The organism is Parashewanella sp. 2304DJ23-3 (assembly GCF_056591695.1).
Genome location: NZ_JBWQOH010000010.1, coordinates 97,623 through 122,564 on the forward strand (window position 1 = coordinate 97,623; position 24,942 = coordinate 122,564).

16 protein-coding genes are annotated in these 24,942 nt (G+C 37.6%); 4 read left to right on the top strand and 12 right to left on the bottom strand.

Annotated elements, in window-relative coordinates; all coding sequences use genetic code 11:
- Positions 1 to 9: 9 nt before the first annotated feature.
- The 4 genes from AC1EU2_RS15800 to AC1EU2_RS15815 form a co-directional block, all read right to left on the bottom strand.
- A complete protein-coding gene (locus AC1EU2_RS15800) occupies positions 10 to 903 on the bottom strand; it encodes a branched-chain amino acid ABC transporter permease (RefSeq protein ID WP_480299244.1) in 894 nt (297 codons plus the stop codon).
- The gene (locus AC1EU2_RS15805) at positions 900 to 2,882 is read right to left on the bottom strand and encodes an AMP-binding protein (RefSeq protein ID WP_480299245.1); all 1,983 of its coding nucleotides are present in this window, start codon (positions 2,880 to 2,882) and stop codon (positions 900 to 902) included. The genes AC1EU2_RS15800 and AC1EU2_RS15805 overlap by 4 nt, the downstream gene beginning before the upstream one ends.
- Positions 2,882 to 3,691: an ABC transporter ATP-binding protein gene (locus tag AC1EU2_RS15810; RefSeq protein ID WP_480299246.1), complete on the bottom strand. Its 810-nt coding sequence runs from the start codon at positions 3,689 to 3,691 to the stop codon at positions 2,882 to 2,884. The genes AC1EU2_RS15805 and AC1EU2_RS15810 overlap by 1 nt, the downstream gene beginning before the upstream one ends.
- A gap of 116 nt (positions 3,692 to 3,807) precedes the next feature.
- Positions 3,808 to 4,839: a DcaP family trimeric outer membrane transporter gene (locus AC1EU2_RS15815; RefSeq protein WP_480299247.1), complete on the bottom strand. Its 1,032-nt coding sequence runs from the start codon at positions 4,837 to 4,839 to the stop codon at positions 3,808 to 3,810.
- A 191-nt stretch (positions 4,840 to 5,030) separates the two neighbouring features.
- On the opposite strand from AC1EU2_RS15815, the gene AC1EU2_RS15820 reads away from it, so the two are divergent.
- The gene (locus tag AC1EU2_RS15820; RefSeq protein WP_480299248.1) at positions 5,031 to 8,486 is read left to right on the top strand and encodes a PAS-domain containing protein; all 3,456 of its coding nucleotides are present in this window, start codon (positions 5,031 to 5,033) and stop codon (positions 8,484 to 8,486) included.
- A 37-nt stretch (positions 8,487 to 8,523) separates the two neighbouring features.
- On the opposite strand, the gene AC1EU2_RS15825 is transcribed toward AC1EU2_RS15820, so the two are convergent.
- The 7 genes from AC1EU2_RS15825 to AC1EU2_RS15855 form a co-directional block, all read right to left on the bottom strand.
- Positions 8,524 to 10,563 (bottom strand): cysteine peptidase family C39 domain-containing protein, encoded by a 2,040-nt coding sequence (locus AC1EU2_RS15825; protein ID WP_480299249.1) that lies wholly within the window; start codon positions 10,561 to 10,563, stop codon positions 8,524 to 8,526.
- A 2-nt stretch (positions 10,564 to 10,565) separates the two neighbouring features.
- The gene (locus AC1EU2_RS15830; protein WP_480299250.1) at positions 10,566 to 12,581 is read right to left on the bottom strand and encodes an ATP-binding cassette domain-containing protein; all 2,016 of its coding nucleotides are present in this window, start codon (positions 12,579 to 12,581) and stop codon (positions 10,566 to 10,568) included.
- Positions 12,571 to 13,443: a hypothetical protein gene (locus AC1EU2_RS15835; protein WP_480299251.1), complete on the bottom strand. Its 873-nt coding sequence runs from the start codon at positions 13,441 to 13,443 to the stop codon at positions 12,571 to 12,573. Before AC1EU2_RS15835 ends, AC1EU2_RS15830 begins: the two co-directional genes overlap by 11 nt.
- A gap of 13 nt (positions 13,444 to 13,456) precedes the next feature.
- On the bottom strand, positions 13,457 to 15,175 hold the full coding sequence (locus tag AC1EU2_RS15840; RefSeq protein ID WP_480299252.1) for a hypothetical protein: 1,719 nt from the start codon (positions 15,173 to 15,175) through the stop codon (positions 13,457 to 13,459).
- 3 nt (positions 15,176 to 15,178) lie between these two features.
- Positions 15,179 to 16,744 carry a radical SAM protein gene (locus AC1EU2_RS15845; protein ID WP_480299253.1) on the bottom strand — a complete coding sequence of 522 codons (1,566 nt, stop codon included), beginning with the start codon at positions 16,742 to 16,744 and terminating at the stop codon, positions 15,179 to 15,181.
- 36 nt (positions 16,745 to 16,780) lie between these two features.
- Complete coding sequence (locus AC1EU2_RS15850) at positions 16,781 to 17,875, bottom strand: hypothetical protein (RefSeq protein ID WP_480299254.1); 1,095 nt, start codon at positions 17,873 to 17,875, stop codon at positions 16,781 to 16,783.
- A gap of 563 nt (positions 17,876 to 18,438) precedes the next feature.
- Complete coding sequence (locus AC1EU2_RS15855; protein WP_480299255.1) at positions 18,439 to 19,053, bottom strand: response regulator; 615 nt, start codon at positions 19,051 to 19,053, stop codon at positions 18,439 to 18,441.
- Positions 19,054 to 19,347: 294 nt separating this feature from the next.
- Between AC1EU2_RS15855 and AC1EU2_RS15860 the strand changes: the two genes are divergently transcribed.
- The 3 genes from AC1EU2_RS15860 to AC1EU2_RS15870 all read left to right on the top strand — a co-directional run bounded on the left by AC1EU2_RS15860 (position 19,348) and on the right by AC1EU2_RS15870 (position 24,162).
- A complete protein-coding gene (locus tag AC1EU2_RS15860; protein ID WP_480299256.1) occupies positions 19,348 to 21,282 on the top strand; it encodes a PrkA family serine protein kinase in 1,935 nt (644 codons plus the stop codon).
- A gap of 61 nt (positions 21,283 to 21,343) precedes the next feature.
- The gene (locus AC1EU2_RS15865) at positions 21,344 to 22,612 is read left to right on the top strand and encodes a YeaH/YhbH family protein (RefSeq protein ID WP_480299257.1); all 1,269 of its coding nucleotides are present in this window, start codon (positions 21,344 to 21,346) and stop codon (positions 22,610 to 22,612) included.
- 8 nt (positions 22,613 to 22,620) lie between these two features.
- Positions 22,621 to 24,162 (top strand): SpoVR family protein, encoded by a 1,542-nt coding sequence (locus AC1EU2_RS15870; protein WP_480299258.1) that lies wholly within the window; start codon positions 22,621 to 22,623, stop codon positions 24,160 to 24,162.
- Positions 24,163 to 24,197: 35 nt separating this feature from the next.
- On the opposite strand, the gene fadR is transcribed toward AC1EU2_RS15870, so the two are convergent.
- Positions 24,198 to 24,914 (bottom strand): fatty acid metabolism transcriptional regulator FadR, encoded by a 717-nt coding sequence (gene fadR, locus AC1EU2_RS15875; RefSeq protein ID WP_480299259.1) that lies wholly within the window; start codon positions 24,912 to 24,914, stop codon positions 24,198 to 24,200.
- Between the last annotated feature and the right edge of the window lie 28 nt (positions 24,915 to 24,942).

The following is a 24,942-nucleotide window of genomic DNA, read 5'->3' on the forward strand; positions in this document are numbered from 1 at the left end:
TCCAATGCCCTATATACGTTCAATGTCTTTGGTGCCAAATAAACCATAGGGCTTAAACCAAAGGATGATCAGCAGGACATAAAACGGGGCTATGTCATACATGTTGCCAACATGGAAATACTGGCTGTCAAAGAACTCTGCTAAGTTTTCAAGCACACCAATGGTTAAACCACCAACAATGGCGCCAACAATGGAATCAAGACCACCCAGAATAACCGCTGGAAAAACTTTTATTCCCATTACTGAAAGCGAGTCAGAGACACCGTTTACCATCCCCATTACCACCCCAGCTGTCGCAGAAACTGTTGCAGCGATTCCCCAACTCATGGCAAATACTTGCTTTACCGAAATACCAAGACTTTGAGCCGCTTGTTGATCAAACGCCGTCGCGCGCATAGCTAAGCCGTGCTTTGAATGTTTAAAGAAGAAGTAGAAGCCAACCATGATCATCAGAGCAATGACTGTACTCATCAAGTATGCAGGTTCAATGTTTAGTCCCAGAATGCTCACAGAATCAGCTTCAAACACTTTCGGGTAACTTTGAGGTGCAACACCAAATATCCACTTTGTTAGAGCCTGGAAGAAAATAGATAGGCCAATGGTCACCATGATGACAGAGATAATTGGTTCACCAATCATCGGCCTTAGCACTATCATTTGCAGTAATACACCAAACAGCGCCATAAATATCATGGTGAAAATAAAGCCTAAGAAGAATGGAATTTGCATGTAGACAAGGAAAGCCCAACAAACCCATGCGCCTAGGAGTAAAAACTCACCTTGTGCGAAGTTAACAATCTGTGTTGATTTATAAACCAACACAAAACACATGCCGACCACGCCATAAAGCAAGCCGACGATCAGGCCATTCGTGATCAGTTGTAATAGTAAATCCGTATTCATGATGCAATCCTCGTATCACTAGTTACTGCGGAATCAACCTCAGAATGCTCAAAGTCATCAACTGGCAGAACATTAGCTACCTTTAATTGAGTTTGAATTCGAGTCTTACTGCCATCTTGAAAAGTGATCATGGTATCGACATCAACGTGCTCATCGCCTTGATAAACTGAATCGATAATGTCACCGTATTTATCGGCTATCACACCACGTCTTACTTTACGTGTTCGCGTCAACTCACCATCATCGGCATCTAACTCTTTATAGAGCAGTACAAACTTTCTGATTTTTTGAGCTTCAGGCAAAGTCTCATTCACTTTTTCAACTTCGCTCATGAGTTTTTCATACACTTCTGGAAGCGTAGATAAGTTGGTATAGTTGGTGAAGGCATAGCCCGCCTGTTCTGCCCACTTAGCGACGATGCTGTAGCGAATACACAGAATGGCAGAAAGATAAGGTCGTTCTTTGCCTAGAATGACGGCTTCACCAATAAAAGATGAAAACTTCAGCTTGTTTTCAATATATTGTGGCGAAAACTGCAAGCCGTTGCTGGTTTTTGCTAAATCTTTAATACGGTCAATAACCACCAAATGGCCATTTTCTTTAAAGTAGCCTGCATCACCTGTGTGCATCCAACCGTCTTTAACATCTTCGTTATATGAGTCTTCGTCATTCAGATAACCTTTGAACATACCCACGGTTTTGGATACAACTTCGCCCAAACCTTGATCATCTGCATTAATGACTTTCAGATTCGCCGTATCAAATGCCACACCAACAGAATCGTAATCAACGTCAGTTTCTTCATGAATGGTATAGGCTCCCGCCATTTCAGTTTGACCGTAAAGCTGACGAAGTGGTACACCAATACTTTGGAAGAAACGGAATGTATCTGGTCCCATTGCTGCGCCCCCCGTTGCCGCTGAGGTTAAGAATGAGAAGCCAAGACGATCTTTTAGTGCTTTGTTTAGAAGAATTTCAGCTAAAAACGACTTTTTACCTTTATCTAACGCTTTTGCCGCTCGGCTAAGCGAAAACTCGAAAACCCAACGTTTTAGCCGTGTTGAATCCATCATTCTGGCTTGGACATCAGCTAAAATGCCTTCCCATACTCTTGGCGCAAGTAACACAAAATTCGGTCCAATTTCTCGAAGATCTGCCATCATGGTTTCTTGTTCTTCAACGAAGTTAACAATTTGACGTGAAATCAAAGATTGGCCGACAACATAAACTTGCTCCATAATCCAAGGCAATGGCAAAACAGACACATAATTGTCACCCGCTTTACGTGGATCGGCGCGAAGGTATGAACAGCAATGTTCAATAAAGTTACCACTATTGAGTAAAACGATTTTAGGGCGAGAGGTGGTTCCTGACGTAGTACAGTAGATAGATATTTCTTCTGGATCTGTTGCGTCGACCATTTGATCATAATGTTCATGATGCATTGACTCATAGTCGCGTCCCATGCGATATAAATCTTCGATATCAATCAGGCGTTCATCATCGTACTTTCTCATCCCTTTTGGATCACAGTAAACGATGTATTTTAATGTCGGAACTTGATCACCGAGTTCCAGTAATTTATCGCACTGCTCTTCATCTTCAGCAATAACGACTGATGCTTTACTGTGGTTGAGTAAAAATGCTACTTCTTCATGCATGGAGTCTTGATAAACGCCCAGTGAATAACAGCCCATGGCATGAGCAGCAATTTCACCCCACACCCATTCAGGACGATTATCACCCAGTAATGCAATGGTTTCGCCTTTTTGAATGCCCAGATGTGTTAAACCCAGTGTCATCCATTCCACACGGTGATGATAATCTTTCCAGGTGAACTCATTCCAAATACCAAACTCTTTTTCTCGCATGGCAACATCGTTCGGCCAGTGCGCAGCGTTATAACGCAAAATTTTAGGGAAGGTATTCAAACTGGTAATATATCTTTTGTGCTCTTTGAGCATGTCCTTGTGTTTCATTAACATGCCTCCTCTAATTGTTTCTCAAGAACTGCATCACCTTCTATGCCTAAATAAGCTTGTTTCACATGAGGATCGTCCATGACTTTTTCTGGTAAATCACAAATCAGCTTTTTACCGAAATCTAGCACCATGACTTTGTGTGAAATATCCATCACCACACCCATATCATGTTCAATCATCACAATCGTGACACCAAACTCTTCATTGAGTTCGAGGATGTATCTCGCCATGTCTTCTTTTTCTTCGAGGTTCATCCCAGCCATAGGCTCATCGAGCAAAATGAGTTTCGGATTTAGTGCCATAGCACGTGCAAGCTCGACACGCTTGCGCAAACCGTAAGATAAATTTCCTGCAATTGATTTTCTAACATGAGTAATTTCTAAAAAATCGATGATCTTTTCGACTTCATTACGATGTGCTAACTCTTCTGTTTGAGCACCAGAAAACCAATAAAGTGGGCCCGTTAACCAATTGTTCTTCATCAGATGATGACGACCTACCATGATGTTATCGAGCACTGTCATATGACCAAATAAGGCTAAATTTTGAAAAGTACGGCCAATGCCAAGATCGGCACGATCATTAGGTTTTAAATGAGTGACATTTTGACCGTCAAACTTAATGTTACCTTTATTAGGTTGGTATCGACCTGAAATACAATTCAACATCGAGGTTTTACCCGCTCCGTTTGGGCCGATAATTGAAAAAACAGAACCTCTTGGTACATCAAAACTAACGTCAGTTAATGCTTTAACACCACCAAAAGCGAGGGATATATTTTCTACTTGAAGAATGGACTCTGACATTGGCTTTACTCCTTAATCCTAGATATTCAGCGAAAAATTTGGGGGATGCTGAGTATCTAGTTCAGTTACATAAAAAAAAGCCTGAGACAAAAACTACTGTCTCAGGCATCTTGCATTTACAACATGTAACGAAGGGAGAGCTGACCGTAGAATGAGTCAGCATCAGGGTTCTTCATCTTGAATTGCCCTACCTCAAAACCTACAGTCAATTGTTTTGTGATGTCCTCAAAGATGTTTACGCCCCACTGGTCACGGTCAATATCTTGTACATCAGTAGTGATTTTTCCGTAAAAAACATTGGAGCGCATGGTATCAGTCCAAAAATGACGATACGCACCCAAGAAAGAAGTCACATCTTCTACTTCTTCACCGATCACATCTCTTGATGCACCGACACCAATGTAGCGACCCACTTCACCAAAATGAGCTTGAAATTTAAAGTCGTCCTTTTCACCAACCATAATCTTGCCGGCTACAGAACCACCAAGCGCCATTTCCTTATGACCCATTTCCGTCACAAGTTCACGAGCTAAGCCAGAAAAAGAAACCGTACCCCAGTCACCTTTGAAATCGTATCGACCAATCACATCTGGCACTGAATCTTTTGAAGTGTCTCCACCCCAGCTTTCAGGGTTTTCTAAAGCAATTTGAAAACCATTTGTGCTATAGCGAAGCATGCCTTGACGAATAAAGGCCAGTCCGACTGTTGCACCTGCAAAATCTGCAGTTTCAGGAATCGCAGAAGTATTCATGAACGTGGTCCATGTTTGACCTGCTAAAAAGTCTTTATATTTAATGAAAGCATGGCGAATACGAGGTTTAGAAGAGTTAGAAACAATTTGATTTCCACCACCACCAAGGAAATCCATCTCTATAAAGCCCATCAAATCGCCATTAACATATTTAGTATTAAAGCGTGTTTCGTCAGCAAAAATACGGAATTGACTCTTGTCTTCATCCATACGAACACCATTACCAATCCAAAAGTCGCGATATTCGATGTCACCAGAGACAAAGCGAGTATCCACTTTTATGTAACCACCAAATGTAATGTTACTGTCATCGTTGATGTCAATCTTAAAACCAGCGTGTGCGCTCCCTGCAGCAAGAATTGAAGTCGCTATGAGCGTTTTTGTTAGAGTTTTCATTTCAAGGTCTTCCCTTTATTGGTTAATACCATCTAGGTATACCTTGAAGAAAAAGTGGACAAGCAACAATTGACAATCTGTCGTACGACTCAGGTCGTACGACTTTAGTCGACGCATATCGTTTTACACCTGATTTATGTTTTCTGGTATGGTAATGAAAAATAATAAAAACCTAAGGATAGGTGCTTACCGTGTTTTCAAATTGGCTTTTAATCACCGTTAGCATTATTTACGCTGTTCTCTTAAGTGGACTAGCAGTGTGGGGAAATAAGCATCGTCACAAAATCTCTAATAATCAGCAAAAATTCATTTATGCACTTTCCTTAGGTGTTTACTGTACATCTTGGAGCTTTTTAGGCATTTCAGGTCAAGCTGCAAATAATGCTTTTTCTTTCCTCCCTATTTATATTGTCCCAGTTCTAATATTTATCTTTGGCTGGCACTTCATCCAACGTGTCATTCGTGTCAGTTTAAAGCTCAATTCAACGTCTATAGCTGATTTACTCGCAAACCGTTTTGGCAAATCTCAAAAGCTAGCTGTGTTGATATCATTTTCAATTTTAATTGGTACGCTTCCATACCTAGCTTTACAAATTAAGGCGATAGTCAACTCGTATATTCTTTTAAGGCAAGACAATATTTTACCTGCTGAATTTTTAGGGCTAATCGTTACAGGTTTACTGGCTGGATTTACGATCCTTTTTGGTGTTAGGAATGTTGATGTAACCGAACGTCATTTAGGCATTATGATAGCGATTGCTTTTGAATCTGTGCTAAAACTATTCGCATTCTTAACTATCGGATTCTTTGTAAGCTTTTATCTCTTCGATTCCCCAATTGAAATCTGGCAGCAAGCAACAAGTAACCAACCTCAAAGCACACAAATGTCAGGGTCACAGTGGTTTTCATGGTTTGGACTTTCAATTATCGTTTTCTCAGCATTTTTATGTTTACCTCGTCAATTTCAAACCTTAATCGTTGAAGCAAAAGATACCAACGTCACCTCAACATCAAGGTGGTTGTTCCCAATTTATATATTATTATTTGCACTATTTGCGATTCCTCTTGGCCAAGCTGGAAAATTGTTATATTCAGACGCCCTCGACCCTGACGCTTATGTTCTCTTCCTTCCAGCCTTTAATGGTCACGCTCTAATGAGTCTCGTCGGCTTTATTGGCACAATTTCAGCGGCAAGTGCAATGGTTGTAGTATCAACCATTGCGATAAGTACAATGCTGAGTAATGAAGTTGTTTTTCCTACTATTCTAAAAAGAAACAAATTTAAACAACATTCATTTGAAGACTTTAAAAGCAACTTTCTGGTCGTGAGAAAAATTTTAGTATTACTGATTCTGACACTCAGTTTTTTAATGTACTCGACTGCTCCGCCTGAAAAGCTGGCAACGCTAGGAGAAATTGCGTTTGGTGCTATAGCTCAAATTGGTCCCGCTTTTTTTGCTGCTTTCATATGGCGCAAAGCAAATTTTGCCGCTGTATTTTCAGGAATGTTTATTGGTTTTGGGCTTTGGTTATTACTCAACTTACTGCCTACTTTAGGCTTCTATCAACACCCATTCATTGATGTTTCAGTGAGTCACACCACATTAGCAACGCTTATATCTTTAGCTGCAAATTTATTGCTCGTTATCGCTTTATCTTATCTCAGTCGTCAAAGCATTCAGGAGCAAGTACAACTTGAACATTTTTTTGATAAACGAGAATTTAAGCAGCTGAAGGGAACTGGAATAAATAAAGTCTCTATTGATGATTTATTGCTTATCATTTCTAAATTTGTTGGCAGCGAAAAAGCTAAGCAAACTCACATTGATTTTAAAATACTAGAGAGCGAAATAACCGATAAAGCAGAGCTTTATCATAAGTTTATTAACCACACGGAAATGGTACTGGCCAGTGTCATGGGGTCGACATCTGCAAGATTAGTTCTATCTTCTATATTTGAAGGGCGCCAAATTGATCTCGCCGAAATGGCTTATTTCGTTCAACATGCTGAAGACCGCCAACAAAAATTTAGTCAAAACGTGCTTCAGAGTGCTATTGAGAACGCCACCGACGGGATTTCAGTCATTAATAAAGAACTAAAAATCGTCGCTTGGAATCAAGCCTATCTAGATCTATTTAACTATCCTGAAGATCTTGTATACAACGGCTGCTCTGTTACTGAGTTAATGAAACATAATTTGATTTACCAAGGAAAGGTGCCACTTTCAGAAGTAGATGAACAAGTAGAAAAACGCATAAGCTTTATCAAACAAGGCTCAATACATAACACCGAGCGCTCTCTTGCTGATGGTACAATTATACGAATTAGGGGTAATCCTATTCCTGGTGGCGGCTTTGTTATGTCATTTACTGATGTGACTATTTATCGTCAAGCAGAGAAGCTACTTCAAGAAAAAAACCTCGACTTGGAATCTTTAGTTTCACAACGAACCGAAGAATTAAAAAGTGCGAACTCGGCACTGTCTAAATCTAATCATGATTTAGCTATTGCTAACCAGACAATTCATTCTGCTCATAAACAAAAAACAAATTACCTCAAAGCTTGTAGCCATGATTTAATGCAGCCTGTTTCTGCCGCACGATTATTCGTTTCAGCTTTGGCCTATGATCAAACGTTGTCAGAAAACCAGCAGCAGACGGTTCGCCAAATAGAATCATCAATCAGTAGTGCCAATGACTTAATCAAAGATTTGAACGAAGTTTCACAAATTGAATCTGGCAGTATTACCCCCCAAATTTCTGATATCAGTGTTCAAGAGTTATTCTTATCTTTGTATAACGAGTTCGAACTCACTTGCGAAAACGCCAATATCTTCTTTAAGTTTGTTCCTACCGAACTTTATGCGGAATCAGATCCAAAATTATTGAAACGTATATTGCAAAATTTTATCAGTAATGCCTGTCGCTATGCGCCAAATTCAAGATTACTACTTGGCTGTCGACGCAAAGGTGACTTTATTGAGATTCAAGTTATCGATACTGGTCCGGGTATACCATTTGAAAAACAAAATATTGTGTTTGAACAATTTACTCAACTACAAAAGAATGGGTCCGAAGGTCTTGGTTTAGGCCTTAACATTGCTAAAGGTTTTTGTGAATTGCTTGGGCATCAACTGTCGTTAAAATCAGAACCTAATAAAGGTTGTAATTTTAGTGTATTAGTCCCTCTTTCACTAAGCTATATATCTGAAGTGAAAATGGAAAATTCGTTTGCTAATTTAAAAGATGTAACTGTTCATTGTATTGACAATGAGTGGCAAGTTACACAAGGAATGCATAGCCTTCTTTCACAATGGGGTTGCAAGATTATTACTTCGAACTCTGTTGCTGAAGCCATAACAAATACGAGAAAGTACAAAGATGAGATTGATATCATGCTGGTGGATTATCAGCTGGATGACGTAATGAATGGGTTTCAACTTATTGAGAACCTCCGTAACGACTTTAACTATATTCCTGCGATACTTATAACGGCAACGTTAGATAAACCATTGGAACAAAGTGCAAAAGAAATGGATGTAGGCTTTATCAGTAAATCAACGGTTTCGTCTGAATTAAGAAGTGAAATAGGCCAAACTGTTATGAGTTTTTACCAAAAAAACTACTACGAAAAAAATAGAGAATAAGGCGAACTGTAAATACCCGTTTCGTTAGAGTTTATCACTACTGGACAATGAACTTTCTATCCGATTGTTCTTGTAACTCTTGTCGATGTGTCGACATTATTAAAGTAACATTTAACTCCTTGAGGCGCTCTATAATGCTCAAACTGGTTTCAAAATCTACATGACTAAAAGCTTCGTCAAAAAAGATAACATCCGAATTAAAACAAAAGGCTCTCGCCAATGAGATCCTTTGTTTTTCACCCACACTTAACGTTTCTAAACCCTTTGAAGTAAATTCATTTTGCTCTACTTCAAAACCAAATTTTTCGTATAATCCCACTAACTGCAAGGCCTGTTTCATTTTATCTTTATCAGGTTGATTATCTGCGAATAAAAATTCACTGAGTGACCCTGTCACTTCTTCATCACTGAATACAAAACCTGATTTCACATTGTGAAAAGCCGTGAATTGGTTTGCCAACATTCTGCCTGTTGTTGGTTTTCTTTGTCCTGAAATTACTTCTAATAATGTTGTTTTGCCGCTACCGCTTTCTCCTATTAAGCAAATAACATCACCTTTGTAAATCGAAAAACTGATATCTCGAAATACAAATGATTGTGAGCCATTAAATGCATAGGCTATATTACTCGCTTGAAATAATGCCTTCTCATCAACTTCAATATCAACAAGATCAATGTTGTCCTTAACATCTGGATCAAAATCACTGGTATCACCAAAAAAATCATCGATATCAGTTGCTAAATTTTTGGTTTGTAAATATGTGTCCAACTTATAATGAAGTTGCTTCAATTTAGGGATGACAGCAAGGCTAAGAACATAGGTAAAAGCGTACGCCCCAAAGGTTAATTCTTTTATAAGTAAAAGATAAGATGATGCAAACAAAACCAATGGAAGCGTAATACTATCTAAAACCTGTGTCATTGACTCATAAATTGATAAGAACTTTTGATAACGAAATTGTTCACTTTCTAAGTTGATGCTGTCTGCTTTCAAAGGGGGAAATAACGTTGACTGTAGACCCATTGCTTGAAACCTACCAATATCACTGAACCTTTGGTTAAGACTAGAGTTAACTTTTCCTTTTGCTGTCTCTTTTTTTATATGTAACTCTTTTAAACCATATTGTATTCGATACCAGTATGCCATTAACAAGAAATTCGGAAGAAAAAGAACGAAGAATAAAGGCGGATTAATGATTAATATCAGCAACAACGAAGTCACTAGAAATATCGAAGATTCAAAAGCATAAATAAATGAAACAACAAGATTAGTAGAAACGTCCCTCAATTGCGTAAGCCTATAACTAAGTTCACCATCATAATGAGATTCAAAAAATGTGATGCTTTTATTAAGCAACTTGGACGTCAATAAAATGCTTAATCTATAATCTATATCTTGGATTAAATGTAGTTTCAGCCTCTCGATTTTATTGTAAAAAAAATACTTAAAAAGTATGAGCGCTAAACCTGAAAATGCCAAGATACCAATCCAAAGACTCAGTTGGTTTGCCACCGCATAATCATAATACGCATTAAAAATTCCGGCGTAGAACAATTCGATCATTAGAAAAACAAATGCGGGTATTAATAAATATTTTACCGATTGACGCCAAAGTATTGGAGAAAAATATGAGTAATGACTAAAAGTATTATTTTTTTCACTGGTAATTTGCTGGGGTTTAAAGATTTCAACACAAATACCGGTGAAGTGTTTTTTAAATTCATTTAACGTTATCGTTCGTTTTCCTACAGCTGGATCATTTAAATATACAATGTCATTTTTAATGCCTTCGAAAACAATGAAATGATTTAAGTTCCAATGGATAATTAACGGACTAGCTTGGTTCTTTAGAGTACTGATGCCTTTTTTTAAAATTTTCAATTCATACCCAAGCTGATTTGCGCCTTTTTGTATTTGTTTCACACTCGCACCATCACGCCCTATTCCGCACAAGTTTCTTAATTTACTATTGCTGAAGCTTTCCCCTAATGATTCGACAATTATTCCTAAACAAACAGATCCACACTCTGCAGGGTGACGTTGCAATCTAATAGGTGTAGAAATGAAACCATTCATGCTTAATTGCCTAATTGGATACAGTAATCTGGAAGTAAGTGACGACCTTGGCGATGACTTACTCTAAACAAATAAACATAACGGCTCTTAATATTAGTGAGAATTTCTATTTCCATTTCATAGGGTACACCTGAAAGCGCTTCATCAAGAATCATAATCTTTGCAGGCTTTAGTAATAATTGTGCTAATAGAATTCGCTGACATTCCCCGGTAGAAAAAGCACTACCAGAAGCCATAACGGGTGTAACCAGCTGTAAGGGTAGAGATTTAACTTTATCGAATAGTTTGACGGTTTTTAGTGCTTCCCAAATTTCGTCATCATGGACTTCGGCCTCACATAAGAGCGTGATGTTATCTCTTAATGAGCCGCTAATAAGCTTAGTATCCTGACTTAAGTATGAAAATAGATATTGCCTCTCAATATTGCTGAGCATCGACGGCTCAACAGTACCAAGACTCAAACTTCCTTTGATAGGTTTATCAATTCCTAGCAAACAACGAATGAATGTACTTTTTCCAGAACCAGACTTTCCCCTAATTTCAATCAATGAATTAAGTGATAGCGTTAAAGATAGAGTTTCACTATCGTTAAAAACACACCCATGAGGTAGTCGTAAGTCAGTGAAAATAATGTCTAAGCCGTTTAATTTGAAATTGCTATGTTCGTGTCGCTCAAGAACATCATCTAATATATCTTGAACTATTTTTTCTCCATTTTTAATATCTTTCTTTATTTCAATGACTTTAATTAGCCGTGGGAATGCTCTGAAAATCGTGTTGGTTAAATAGAGCATCATATATGCGCTGCCAATCGTCAGTGTTGTAACTTCTGTCGATGTAGATATGAACTTTTCAGTTATAAGCATCACAGCAAATAAAGCTGCTCCCTGAAATAATTGTCCATTAAATTCAGTCTCAGAAACATGTGATTGCAATTTATAGTCATCACCCATACCTTCTTCTACTTTTGATTGGTACCCTTTAAATGCACTTACTGCCCTTCCGTAGAATAAGTCAGGTTGAATATTTCGAATTGTTCGATATATCGCCTCTTGCGTATGCATACGTTTATTACTTAACTCCTCTGCAACACCAAGCACTTTTTCTTTTCTAATTAATTCAAAAATTGTCATCGTAAATGTAAGTAATAGAGGCACAATTACTAGGATAAAAGGCATCCTGATAAAAATACTTACCGCCAATGGTATTAAGGCTACACAACTCGTAATTGTGCTTTTTAATCCCGTTTGAAGTAATCCAAGTTGAGCAATCTGATTTATGAGACTTTTAAACTGAGAGTGCTTGTCTAATGGTAAGTGGCTTAGCATCGATAAATATAGGTTTTGCTTACGAAAGGAGACAACTGAGCTGAACCAAATTTGTACTTTATGAATTAAAAATCGACTAAAAGCAAATAGAACAATAATCATCGATACAAAAACCAACACATTAAAGTAACTCGAGGTTGCATTTGAAGGTACGATAAAATTTAAAGTATCTAACCCTGACATGTAAAGTAAGCTAATTAATAAGCTCGAAAGAAAGCTTAATTTTAGTATTTGTTGGTTAGCGTGCTTTATTGGTAACTCTAGATAGTCTGATAAATCTGCAATTGTAGACGAATGATTCCAATCAAATTCATCAATCAATATATTGGTTTTATCTATATCACGATATTCATCAGCAATGAAAACTTTTTCTAAACCGCTACTCAGTACTAACAACTTGGTTGAACGCCTTTTAAAAAGGTCAATTGAGTTTTTAATTAAAACTGCACCATATTGTGAGTGTTCTGCTAACAATAAACTTGCGTTTTGTAGTTGTTGAGCAGTCTGATTTAATGGAATCACTGAAAAGTTCAGTTTAACTTTAAAAAAGTCACCCCAATCCGAAACAGAAGCTATGTCAGAAATTTGTTGTTCTATATTTTGTTCTTTATATTGAACGGAAACAGACGCCACTTCAGTAACAAATCGATTCAGCTTTTTGAATGAAAGAACGTCTTCATTAGAGTTCATACAAACTACCTAATCCTGGCCAAAAAATCCAAGATTCAATAGGACAAGTTAATTCAGCACCCTTCGCAGGTACTAGATCTATTTCTTGCTGTTCATTTATATTACATAGGTAATGATTAGCTCTTATATTTTTAGACATTTTCTCAGCAACAGAGAGCCTTTCTACAACAATGCTTTCTTTAACAGATGACGATGGTAGACGTAGCTGCCCCACAGTTTTTGATTCGCTTTGTTGTCTATTTTGTTTTGCAGGGAAGTCACCAAAATAGATTACTATTGATGTTTTATCTACTTCTGATTTAAATCTTTTGTACCAACTTCGCATTTGATTAAATGCGTATAAGTTTATTTCAAGCTCATGTAAATTTTCTAAGATCTCTTTCTCGTATTCCAATCTTTTATCTAACTCTTCATTTTGATGCATCATGAATACTTTTTTGTATCCAAACTCCTGACATAATGATGTGATTAGAACATACAAGATTGAAAAAATACTTTGGTGATGACTACACTCTATAAATAAAGCTGAAGTGGAATCCACATTTTTGAACGTTGGGAACTCTATGCTCTTCTCAATATTTCTAAAATAACCATCGACCTGCATTTCCCCCATGGTTGGGAGGTAATAACGTTCAAAATAAAAATCCAAACAACTTCTTGCAGCTTGATTTTCAATCTCTTTAGGAAAAGAAACTTTGGACTGTAGCGAATTCAAGTTTGAATCAAAAAATAATGGCACACTTCTCCATTCTTTTCTTAACTTGTCATAAGTTTCCTTTACATTTTCACCATCATCAAATTTCTTTAACACATTGAGGTCAAAACGATTATTTAAGATTGTGTTGACGCTTTTTCTCGCCATAACCTTTTCCTTATTAATTACTCTTCCAAAAAAGTCTCGAAACATAAGGTACAACGACTAAAATAGGAGGCACAGTCTCTATTGTTATCAGGGTATCTGTTGGTACTCCGGCAGAAATAGGTCTAATTGGTAACTTATGTCCCCAATCAAACTGCCCATTGCTATGTTTCTTTAGTTTGATTAATACGATCACTCCGGTCTTATTTCCGATGATTTTATTTGCCAAATCAGCATTTCCAATAAGAGAGTACGATTGGAGCTGCGTAAGGGCATAAGGACTTACTTTTTCGACTTCCCCATTGAGTTGAGCACCAATAAGGTGCTTCTCGAATGCAGGCTTTATCAAAGCACTGTTTCCAGCTGCGACCAGTTTTGCATCTTGATATCTAACAACGGCAATATTTACCAAATCGCTATTTGCTCTGTTCTCGCCAATAATCTGTAAACTGGCAAAAACTGGAATATCATGACGATTTTTTAGATTGTATTGGTGAAGTGAAATACTCTTCCCCGAAAATTCAAACGTTATAGCGTTTCCTTTCCTCATAATGTTTGATATTTTTTCATGTGCGCCGAGTGCTTGCATTAGCTGTTGATTAGCACTAAGCATAGACACATTACTTAATTCGAGATTATGTGTTTCATTATCAATGTTAAAAGTGAGCTCACCATGCTTTGTTTGTTCTGACACAATCAAGAAGTGTTTTTTTAATTGCTTCGTTAAACTGATGAGTGATGCACTTTCACCTTTTTCCAAAATCTGACCAGTTCTTTTTTTCCGCTCAAGTAACTTGCCCTCATATTCTGTAAATATATTGGATTCGACCCAATTCTTGTGCTCTAGAGAAATAAGCTCCTGTGCTGCCATTTGTTTTTGTAATTCCAGCATGGCGAGCTTTTCATTGAGTTCTAATTTAAATTTAGAAAAATTTATCAGATTTTGATGAAAGTGAATCCTCTCTTTTGCTAATTCATTTTCTATTTCAATAACGCCCTGCCAATCTTTAGTTATTGTTACGTCTAATAGAGGGTTCTTTTGTTTCAAATTTGATAGGTTTTGACTCAAAGTTTCATATTGTGTTAGCACTGAAATGACAGACACTTCACTCGTAAAGCCTTTTTTTTCAAGCTGTTTCAGCTTGTTAAGATACTTAACATAGGTGTCATTTATTTTTCTTAAATCCGACTGTTGAGATGTTACAGATTGCTTTACTACCTGCTCATACTTATTAAGCGAAATATGAAATTTTTCGAGTAGTTTTGTTAAGTCTTCAATTTTTTGGGAGATATGTTTTTTTTGCTTTTTTAAGATTTCTATCTGTGCATCGAAATTTGCGTTAATTTTATCGTAATTAGTTTGAATGTGATTAATTTGAGCCTTGTATACATCGACTTTAGCTTTATATTTTTGGTCAGAAATAGGGTTGAACAGCTTAAAAAGTGGATCACCGGCTTCGATTAAACTTTCCGGATATTCATATACTTTTGTGATTCGACCATCACCTAATGAAACATTTTCAATCACGCCTCCTATTGGTAAAATCATACCCTGCGCTTTAACGTGAACATCAACTTTGGCAAAAAAAAGCCATGATAAAATCACAATAATGATTATTGAAACAAGCGAAATCATCAAATAAAAAAATGGGAAGTGCCGTTCAGGAAGCGAAACACTTAAGCTCTGTATTTTTTCATATTCATTTAGAAAGCTTTTACGAAATAATCTTGCCATAATTCATCCAACTTGCTTTATCGGGATGACTGAACTTCTGGTAATACCAAGCTCAACAAGTTTATTCTCTAACTTCTTTTGTGCATTGGTTAAACTTTCCTTCGTATGCCTTTTTCCAGAAACCTCGGTGTCAACTGTTGCTTGTTCAGGTAACCAATCCTCCTCTGAAACGATTTGTTTCTGTAGCGCTCGATTGAATATATTCTCAGCTGTATTCCATTTCCAGTCTGGGCACGGTGTTGAGTTTTCATCGTTCTGATCGCTATACACAAACCTATGTCCACACATACCGCCGCAAATAGGAAGAATTTTACAACTTCTACATGTGTCATTTTCATAAGGCGACCACTGGTTCCATAGATTGTTTTCGTAGGAAACCATCGCTTTATTTACGTCAAAAATTGTCCCGATTTTTTTAGTAGAATCGTGCATTGTTTCCCAGCATTTGTGTAAATCACCATTTGCTGCGATCACCAACCCATTATTTTGAATTGCAACACACATACCCAATGTCGATCCTGGTGCAATCGTTGGATTGATGATCCCAAGAGATTGCCCATGGCTTGTTAATTCCTTAACTATCCTATTAAACGTTTTCTTATCTAATGATTGTTCGAAGGCTGAACCACTTTCAGGTGTAGAAGCATCGATAGGCGCAAAATATACTTTTAATCGACCACTGCTAATAGGCAATTCTTTACAAAAATAATTAAGTAGTTCTTCACATTCTTCAATGTTCTGATTTCCAACATTTACACGGATATGAATAACCATATTCGTCTGGTTTAAAACTTCTTTTATATTTTCTATGATTTTTTCAAAACTTCCCTTGCCATTAACTTTAGGTCTCATGCTGTTATGAGTTTCAGGCATACCATCAATAGTAATTTGCGCCCATGTCACTTTCCTTTGCAGCAATTCTTCAGACGTTGTTTTATTCAATAAATAGCCATTGGTTACTATTGATGCTGAATATTTAATATTATTAACTCTACAGAACTCTATGAGTTTATCTGAAAGCCTTAATAAGCCTGGTTTGCCCATCAATGGTTCGCCGCCATACCAAACAATGCTTAGATGCTTCAAATGTTGTTTTTGGTTATTCAGATGATTCAATATCTCTTGCTCTACAGAAGCAGATATTTTGTGTTTTGATTTGTCGAGGCCTTGAAAACAATAACCACAGGCGAGGTTGCAATCAAAAGTAGGCGCTATGGTTAAGTTTAAAACAGAAGTATTCTTTCTAACTTGATTATAATTTGACTCAAGTATATTTATCTCTTCTCTGTTGTTTGGTACAACGAATTGATCGCTAAATAATGTATGTATCTGTTGCTTGCTAAAAAACTGTTTAAGATCAGATTTTTCATTCTGAAGGGCCTGATACTCCTTCTGCTCCAATTTTACTAATGCACGGCTACATGAGTTGAAAAGTAAAACCTCTCCAGTTCTTAAGATTACTGGAATATTATAATTAGAAGGTTTACTCGAAATCATGTAATCCCTTGCACCATATAAACTGACAACGGACTTTGCTATATTATTATATGATTCTTTTTTAGCTTCCATGCTCATTAACCTTCTTTATACTTTACGTATTAATCTCTAACATGACGGCAGAAATGGAATTACATTAATCGCACAGGCACTGACTAAATCTCCATCCTCAACATCAATACCGCAAGCCCCTGCATGTGCTGGACATAAGTCGAGTGCTTTAACACCGCAGGCGTCAGCATTGGCTGAACAAGCTCCAGCAGCTACATCCGCACCACACGCTGTTGCTTTTGCAGCACAAGCATCAGCTACATCTACATCTGCTCCACAGGCACCAGCATCCCCAGCACAAGCAATTGCGGTATTTGCTGCGGCAGCGCAAGCAACAGCGTTACCAGCACAAGCAGTCGCAGCAGCAGCGTTTGCAGCACAGCCCTCTACATTTGCTGTACAAGCTGTTGCTGCTGTCGCATTTGCACCACATACTGCGGCATCGGAACTACAAACGGCTGCAGCTTCTGCATTTGAGCCACAAACATCGACATCTGAGGAACATTGCCCCTGAGCACCAACATCAGCACCACAAGCTGCGGCATCCTGAGAACAAGACACATGTGATGAGTTATCAGCACCGCAAGCGTGTGCATCCTGGGTACAAGAGCTCCCATTTCCTTCTGCTCCCCCTGATGGCATACCATAAAGTTGCAACTCAGCAGCACTTATTTCTCGATCTTCATATTCATCATCGTTCTCAAGAACATCTTCTGATAACTCTAATAGTTGACCTCTTAAGAATGAGATGAAAACATCTGAAGATATTGAAATATCGTAAATCTCTTTTGAGCTTAAAGTATCAATCGGTAATCCAGTCAAAACTACGATTCGCTGATTTAGTGCATAAATAGTAAAATCACCTACATTCGTAATTCTAAAACTAATGCTCCCACCGATACTTTCAAGGTGTTTAATGTCATAACAATGAGGCAGTATTTCAAGCATAACAAAATGAAGAGTGTATCCAATCGCATTAGATAATGATCCATCGATCCCTTTCCAATATTTAGAAAACAAAATATCAGTATCTAACTGTATTCCTTTTGAAAATTTTTCAAACATACTCTTACCTTCAATTTGTACGGTCGGCAATTGAAGTACGTCATGACAAGAAAGTGTTAGAGGGATACTTGAATCAATGCTGTACATTTTAAGAACCAGTAAGCAACTATAATCCTTAGTCTAGATAAGATTTGAAATGATGCAAAAATAATAAAATTGGGAAGAGGTGTTGTTCTTGCACTGCCGCTATTTCGTGTAATAAATTAGCTATTTTTTGTAAGGCAGCGCATAAGGTGATTGGGTTATTAGCTCCTAGGTAAACTGTAAAACCCTTGTCAGTTGACTTAGCTAATACCAATAACAGTAATTAATTTCCCACTCAGCAAGAGCTAAAGGTTTTCAGTACAAGGCGCAAGTTTGCAGTACTATCGGGATAATTCAAAAACTTGCAACACAGTAATGGAAGCCTTTAGCCTTGCCCTTCGGGAGCTTGTATGCGCAAAAATTACTGCACAAAATTGTCTCAACGTAGAATAACTATGTCTTCACAAATTTCGCTTGTACTTTGTGCGCATACATAGCTCTGAGTTGTGCATTTAATTACTGTAATTAGTATAACTGCATAATTGTTTAAAAAGTTCAGTCTCTGTTTGAGACTGAACCGCAATGTACAGAATGGCTATTAATACTCATTATCAAGAACCAGAAAATTAACAGCTGATATTTTCTTGATATACGATAACGGCTTGAGTCCGTGTTTTAACACTTAACTTTAAAAATATGGCTGTAGCATGAGCTTTCACGGTCGCTTCACTTACTTCAAGATCAGCTGCTATTTGCTTGTTCAATAACCCCTTAGCAAACATTCCAAGGATTTTTAATTGCCTCGGAGTTAATGAAAGTAGCTTGTTTTTTGATTCAGAGGTCGAGATTATAGGCTCAGCTTTAAACTCGCCAGCCAAAACTTGCTTTATTACATCAACCATTTCAGTAGGCTGCGATGACTTCGCAAGAAATGCTGAAGCGCCAAGCTCGGTAGCTTTATTTATGGTTGTTGAATCTTCTTGTCCTGAAATCAAGATAATGGGTGTTTGTGCGTTTTCTTGCTTTGTTTCCATTAACGCTTCAAATCCATTCGCACCCGGAATATTTAGGTCTAACAAAATTAAATCTGGTGCATGAGCTTCAAGATTATTTTTGAGTTCATCAATATTATTTGCTTCAAGCAAGATGACTTGTGAGAAGTGTTGCTGAAGAACAATACTGAGTGCCTGTCTAAACAGAGGATGATCATCTGCAATAGCTATTGTAATCGCATCAGACATTTATATTACCTTGTTATTATTATGTTAATAATTCCCTTTGTAATGATTCTATCTCTTCTATATACAAAAACAATAACTAAAAGACAGTTTCCCTCTAAATGAATAAAGCTTAATACGTCAAATTAAGAGTTAATTGGTATATTGACCTAATAAATCGTAAACATAGAAATAGTTGCATTTGCAACCATTTCTTATTGTTTTTACTCGCTTTTTCGTGGCGAGCAAGAATATTGTGACTAGACTTTAAGTTATTAGAGATGAATATGTCATTTCCGATGACCTTAAGGGGGCACTATGGGTATCTTTGAACATTACCAAGCACGATATGAATGTAAATTAGATGAAGAATATTCGCTAGAGGACTTTTTAACAGTTTGTAAAGAAGATAGAAGTGCTTATGTAACTGCATCTGAACGATTATTATTGGCAATTGGCGAACCTGAAGTTATCGACACTTCTAAAGACCCTGTCTTGAGTCGAATTTTTTCTAACAGGAGAATCAATCGCTACCCTGCCTTTTCAGAGTTCTATGGCATGGAAGAAGCCATTGAACAAATTGTGTCTTACCTGAAACATTCTGCTCAAGGTCTTGAAGAATCTAAACAAATCTTATACTTACTAGGTCCTGTAGGCGGTGGTAAATCATCGTTAGCAGAAAAATTAAAATCATTAATGCAATTGCAGCCGGTTTATGTACTGAGTGCAAATGGTGTACGTAGCCCAGTAAATGACCATCCATTTTGTTTATTTAATCCTTCTGACGACGGAAAAATACTAAGTGAAGAATACGGTATCCCTAAGCGCTACTTAAAAGACATTATGTCACCTTGGGCTGTCAAAAGATTACATGAGTTTGGTGGCGACATCTCAAAATTTAAAGTTGTTAAAGTTTATCCTTCTATTCTGGATCAAATTAGTATTGCAAAAACGGAACCTGGGGATGAAAACAACCAAGATATATCTTCGCTCGTGGGTAAAGTTGATATAAGACAATTAGAACATTTCTCTCAGCATGATGCAGACGCTTATGCGTATTCTGGCGCATTATGTCGTGCCAATCAGGGCGTAATGGAGTTTGTTGAGATGTTTAAAGCCCCCATTAAAGTCCTTCACCCACTCTTAACCGCCACGCAGGAAGGTAACTATAACGGCACTGAAGGTTTGTCAGCCCTACCCTATAACGGCATTATTCTCGCTCACTCTAATGAGTCTGAATGGGCAACATTTAAGAATAATAAAAACAATGAAGCATTCTTAGATAGGGTGTACATCGTAAAAGTCCCATACTGCTTGCGTATCACTGAAGAAAAGAAAATTTACGACAAGCTTATCTCTAACTCTGAGCTTGCTGAAGCGCCGTGCGCCCCATCGACTTTGGATTTACTGGCTAAGTTTGCCGTACTTTCACGAATTAAAGTCCCTGAAAACTCATCAATATATTCAAAGATGCGTGTTTATAACGGTGAAAGTTTAAAAGATACTGACCCTAAAGCTAAATCACATCAAGAATACAGAGATTTCGCAGGTGTTGATGAAGGCATGACAGGTTTATCAACCCGTTTTGCATTCAAAATTCTTTCCCGCGTATTTAACTTTGATAATTCAGAAGTCGCAGCTAACCCAGTTCATTTGTTTTATGTGCTTGAAAAGCAAATTGAGCAGGAGCAGTTCCCAAATGATGTCGGTGAACGTTACTTAGAATTTTTGAAAGGCTACCTCATTCCTAAATATGTAGAGTTCATAGGAAAAGAAATTCAAACCGCGTATCTCGAATCTTATTCCGAATACGGCCAAAACATATTTGATAGATATGTAACCTATGCAGACTTCTGGATTCAAGACCAAGAATATCGAGATCCAGAAACTGGACAACTTTTTGATAGAACGGCGTTGAATACTGAGCTTGAAAAAATTGAAAAGCCTGCAGGAATAAGTAATCCAAAAGATTTCCGTAACGAAATCGTGAACTTCGTTCTACGTGCAAGAGCGAATCATGGAGGTAATAACCCAGCATGGACTAGTTACGAAAAATTACGCACGGTCATTGAAAAGAAAATGTTCTCTAATACTGAAGATTTACTGCCAGTAATTTCATTTAATGCCAAAACATCCTCTGATGATCAGAAAAAGCATGACGATTTTGTGAATCGGATGATGGAAAAAGGCTATACGCAAAAACAAGTACGCCTGCTTTCTGAGTGGTACTTAAGAGTAAGAAAGTCTTCGTAAGAATAAGATCTTACTCTCGAAGGAGTGGAACATGTTCACTCCTGTTTTGCAAGGAGGACTTATGGCAAATTTTATTGACCGAAGGCTTAATGCTAAAGGTAAAAGCACTGTTAATCGTCAACGCTTTATTGAACGATATAAACAGCAGATAAAAAAGTCTGTCAGTGACGCAGTGACACAGCGCGGGGTTACGGATATCGATAAAGGGGAAAGCATCAGTATCCCAACTAAAGACATTTCTGAACCCATATTTCATCAAGGTAAAGGTGGGATAAAAAAACAGATCCACCCTGGCAATAAAGAATTTATTGAAGGTGACAAAATTCCCAAGCCTAAGGAAAACGATGGAAACGGCCAAGGAAATGGAGATGCTTCTGATTCTGGAGAAGGCCAAGATGATTTTGTATTTCAAATATCAAAAGATGAATACCTCGAACTTTTATTCGAAGATCTCGCTTTACCAAACCTACAAAAAACTCAGCTGAGTAAAATCGTTGATTACCAAATTCATCGTGCTGGCTTTACAAATGATGGTGTGCCAGCAAATATTAACATTGTCCGATCATTACGTACTTCATTAGCAAGAAGAATCGCATTAACTGCGGCCAAACGAAAACAGCTTGCCAAATTAATTGCAGAATTGGATGAACTGCTTGATATTCCAGGCTCAGATGCTGATCGGATTGAATCGACGAAGCAACAAATCAAAGAGTTAGAAGCAAAAATAAAGAAGGTGCCATTTATCGATACCTTCGATCTCCGTTATAACAACTTTGCAAAACATGCTGTTCCAACATCACAAGCGGTCATGTTTTGTTTAATGGATGTTTCTGGTTCGATGGACCAAGCTACCAAAGACATTGCAAAACGCTTTTATATTTTGTTGTATCTTTTTCTGACTCGAACATATGAAAACCTCGAAGTAGTTTTTATCCGTCATCACACACAAGCTAAAGAAGTCGATGAACAGGAGTTTTTCTATTCTCAAGAAACTGGCGGAACAATCGTATCTAGTGCGCTTAAATTAATGAATGAAATCCAACAAAAAAGATTTCCAGAAAATGAATGGAATATCTATGTTGCACAAGCTTCAGATGGGGATAACTGGGCTGATGATTGCAGTAAATGCATTGACTTACTCTCTAAAAAGGTACTGCCAATTGTACGTTACTACTCTTACATCGAAATAACGCAGCGTGCTCACCAATCTTTATGGAAGCAATATCAAAAGCTTCAAGAGGAAAACGACAACATCGCTGTACAGCACATTAAAACACAAAATGATATCTACCCTGTTTTCAGGGAATTATTCAAAAAGCAGACTGCATAGGTGATCCAATGACAAAATCAAAAAGAGAACCGCTAAGCGATGGCCCTGAATGGACGTTTGCTCTTCTTGAAAAGTATCAAGCAGAAATCGAACGGGTTGCCAATCACTACCAACTCGATTACTACCCGAACCAAATAGAGATCATTACTGCAGAACAAATGATGGATGCTTACGCCGCAATTGGAATGCCAGTTAGTTACACTCACTGGTCATTTGGCAAGAAGTTCATTCAAACTGAACAAAGTTATAAGCGTGGACAGATGGGGTTGGCGTATGAAATTGTAATCAACTCAGATCCCTGTATTTCGTATTTAATGGAAGAAAATACGATAACAATGCAAGCCCTCGTGATGGCCCATGCTTGTTATGGGCACAATAGTTTCTTTAAGAATAATTATCTTTTTAAAACATGGACAGATGCAAGCTCGATAATAGATTACCTAGTATTTGCAAAGAATTATATTTTAAAATGCGAGTTGGCTCATGGTGCTGCTAATGTCGAGGAGTTTTTAGATTCATGTCATGCACTGATGAACTTTGGGGTTGATAGGTACAAGAGACCAAGTGAAATATCATTCAAACAAGAACAAGCTCGTCAAAAACAAAGAGAAGAGTATCTTCAAAGTCAAGTCAACGATTTGTGGAGAACACTTCCCCAAAATAATGCCAAACAAAATCAATCTAATGAAAAATGTTTTCCCGCTGAGCCACAAGAAAACCTGCTCTACTTTATTGAAAAAAATGCACCTCTTTTAGAAAGTTGGCAACGAGAAATCGTTAGGATTGTACGAAAAGTTGCACAATACTTTTACCCACAAAAGCAAACACAGGTGATGAACGAAGGCTGGGCAACATTTTGGCATTATACCATTTTGAACCGTCTTTATGATGAAGGAGTGGTAACTGATAGTTTTATGCTTGAATTTTTACAAAGCCATACTGGCGTAGTAAAACAGCAAGCTTTTGATAGTCCCTATTATAATGGGATCAACCCTTACGCTTTGGGTTTTAATATGTTCTGTGATATTAAGCGGATCTGTGAAGAACCTACAGCAGAAGACAGAGATTGGTTTCCAGATATTGCAGGGAGTGACTGGCTAGAAACGTTGCACTTTGCAATGAAGAACTTTAAAGATGAAAGCTTCATCAGTCAGTATTTATCTCCCAAGATAATGCGTGAGTTTAAACTCTTCAGTGTCGTTAATGACTCAGAAAAAGATCACGTCACTATTTCTGCGATACATAATGAGACTGGGTTTAAAGAAATCCGATATTTGCTCTCTCAGCAATATAATCTGTCGAATAACGAACCGAATATTCAAGTTCAACGAGTGGATGTGAATGGTGATCGTTCGTTAACGGTTCGACATGTACCCCACAACTCAATCCCTCTTGATGAAAGTTACAAGGAAGTATTGAAACATTTACACAGACTATGGGGCTTTGACATTCATATTGAAGAAGAATCAATTACAGGAAGTATTACTCACTTAGCAACATGCCCAGAAAAACCAATGGGCTCAGAAAACGAAAAACCACAGCCAAATTAGCTGTGGTTTTTTAAGTAAACTAATAACACTAACTTTTAGCCTTCGTGAGCAATTTCCGCTGGAAGGTCATCACGAATAGTCAACCATACTTGACCACTCTCAATGCCATATTTCCTCATTAAATTAGGCACTTCTTGGAAGTTTTTCTCTTGACCAAGCTTCTCAAATTCAACGTAAAAGTTCTTAGCTAACTTTCTCGCTTCAGGACTTGAAAAATAGTATCGACCAACACGACTGTAAAGCCCTTTGAAACCATTTAAAATTAAGACGTAAAGTGGGTTTCCACAAGAAAATGCTAAAGTATGATGTAGTTCATAATCAAACTCTGCATAAGCCTCTGCGGTATCTTCCAAGTTATGGCTATTAGCGAGCACATCACAAACCATTGTTGGGTTGGTTCTCACAGCAGAACGGAAATAAATAGTACTAATATTAGTTCTTGCTGATAAAAGTTGATCAACTAACGTTGGAAAGCCTTCTGGGTTTAAATCTGCAATAGTTTCAAGAATATTGAGTCCAGATGTTTCCCAAAAATTATTTACCTGTGTTGGCTTACCATGCTGAATTGTTAACCAGCCATCCCTTGCGAGTCTTTGAAGTACTTCTCTTAATGTAGTGCGAGTAACACCAATTAATTCTGAAAGTTCACGTTCAGCCGGTAAAATCGATCCCGGAGGAAACTTTCCTTCCCAAATTGAACGAACAATATATTTCTCTGCAAAACTCGCAGGTCCTTTGGCATTGATAATCATCAGCCTACTTTTCCAATAAAAATTCGCT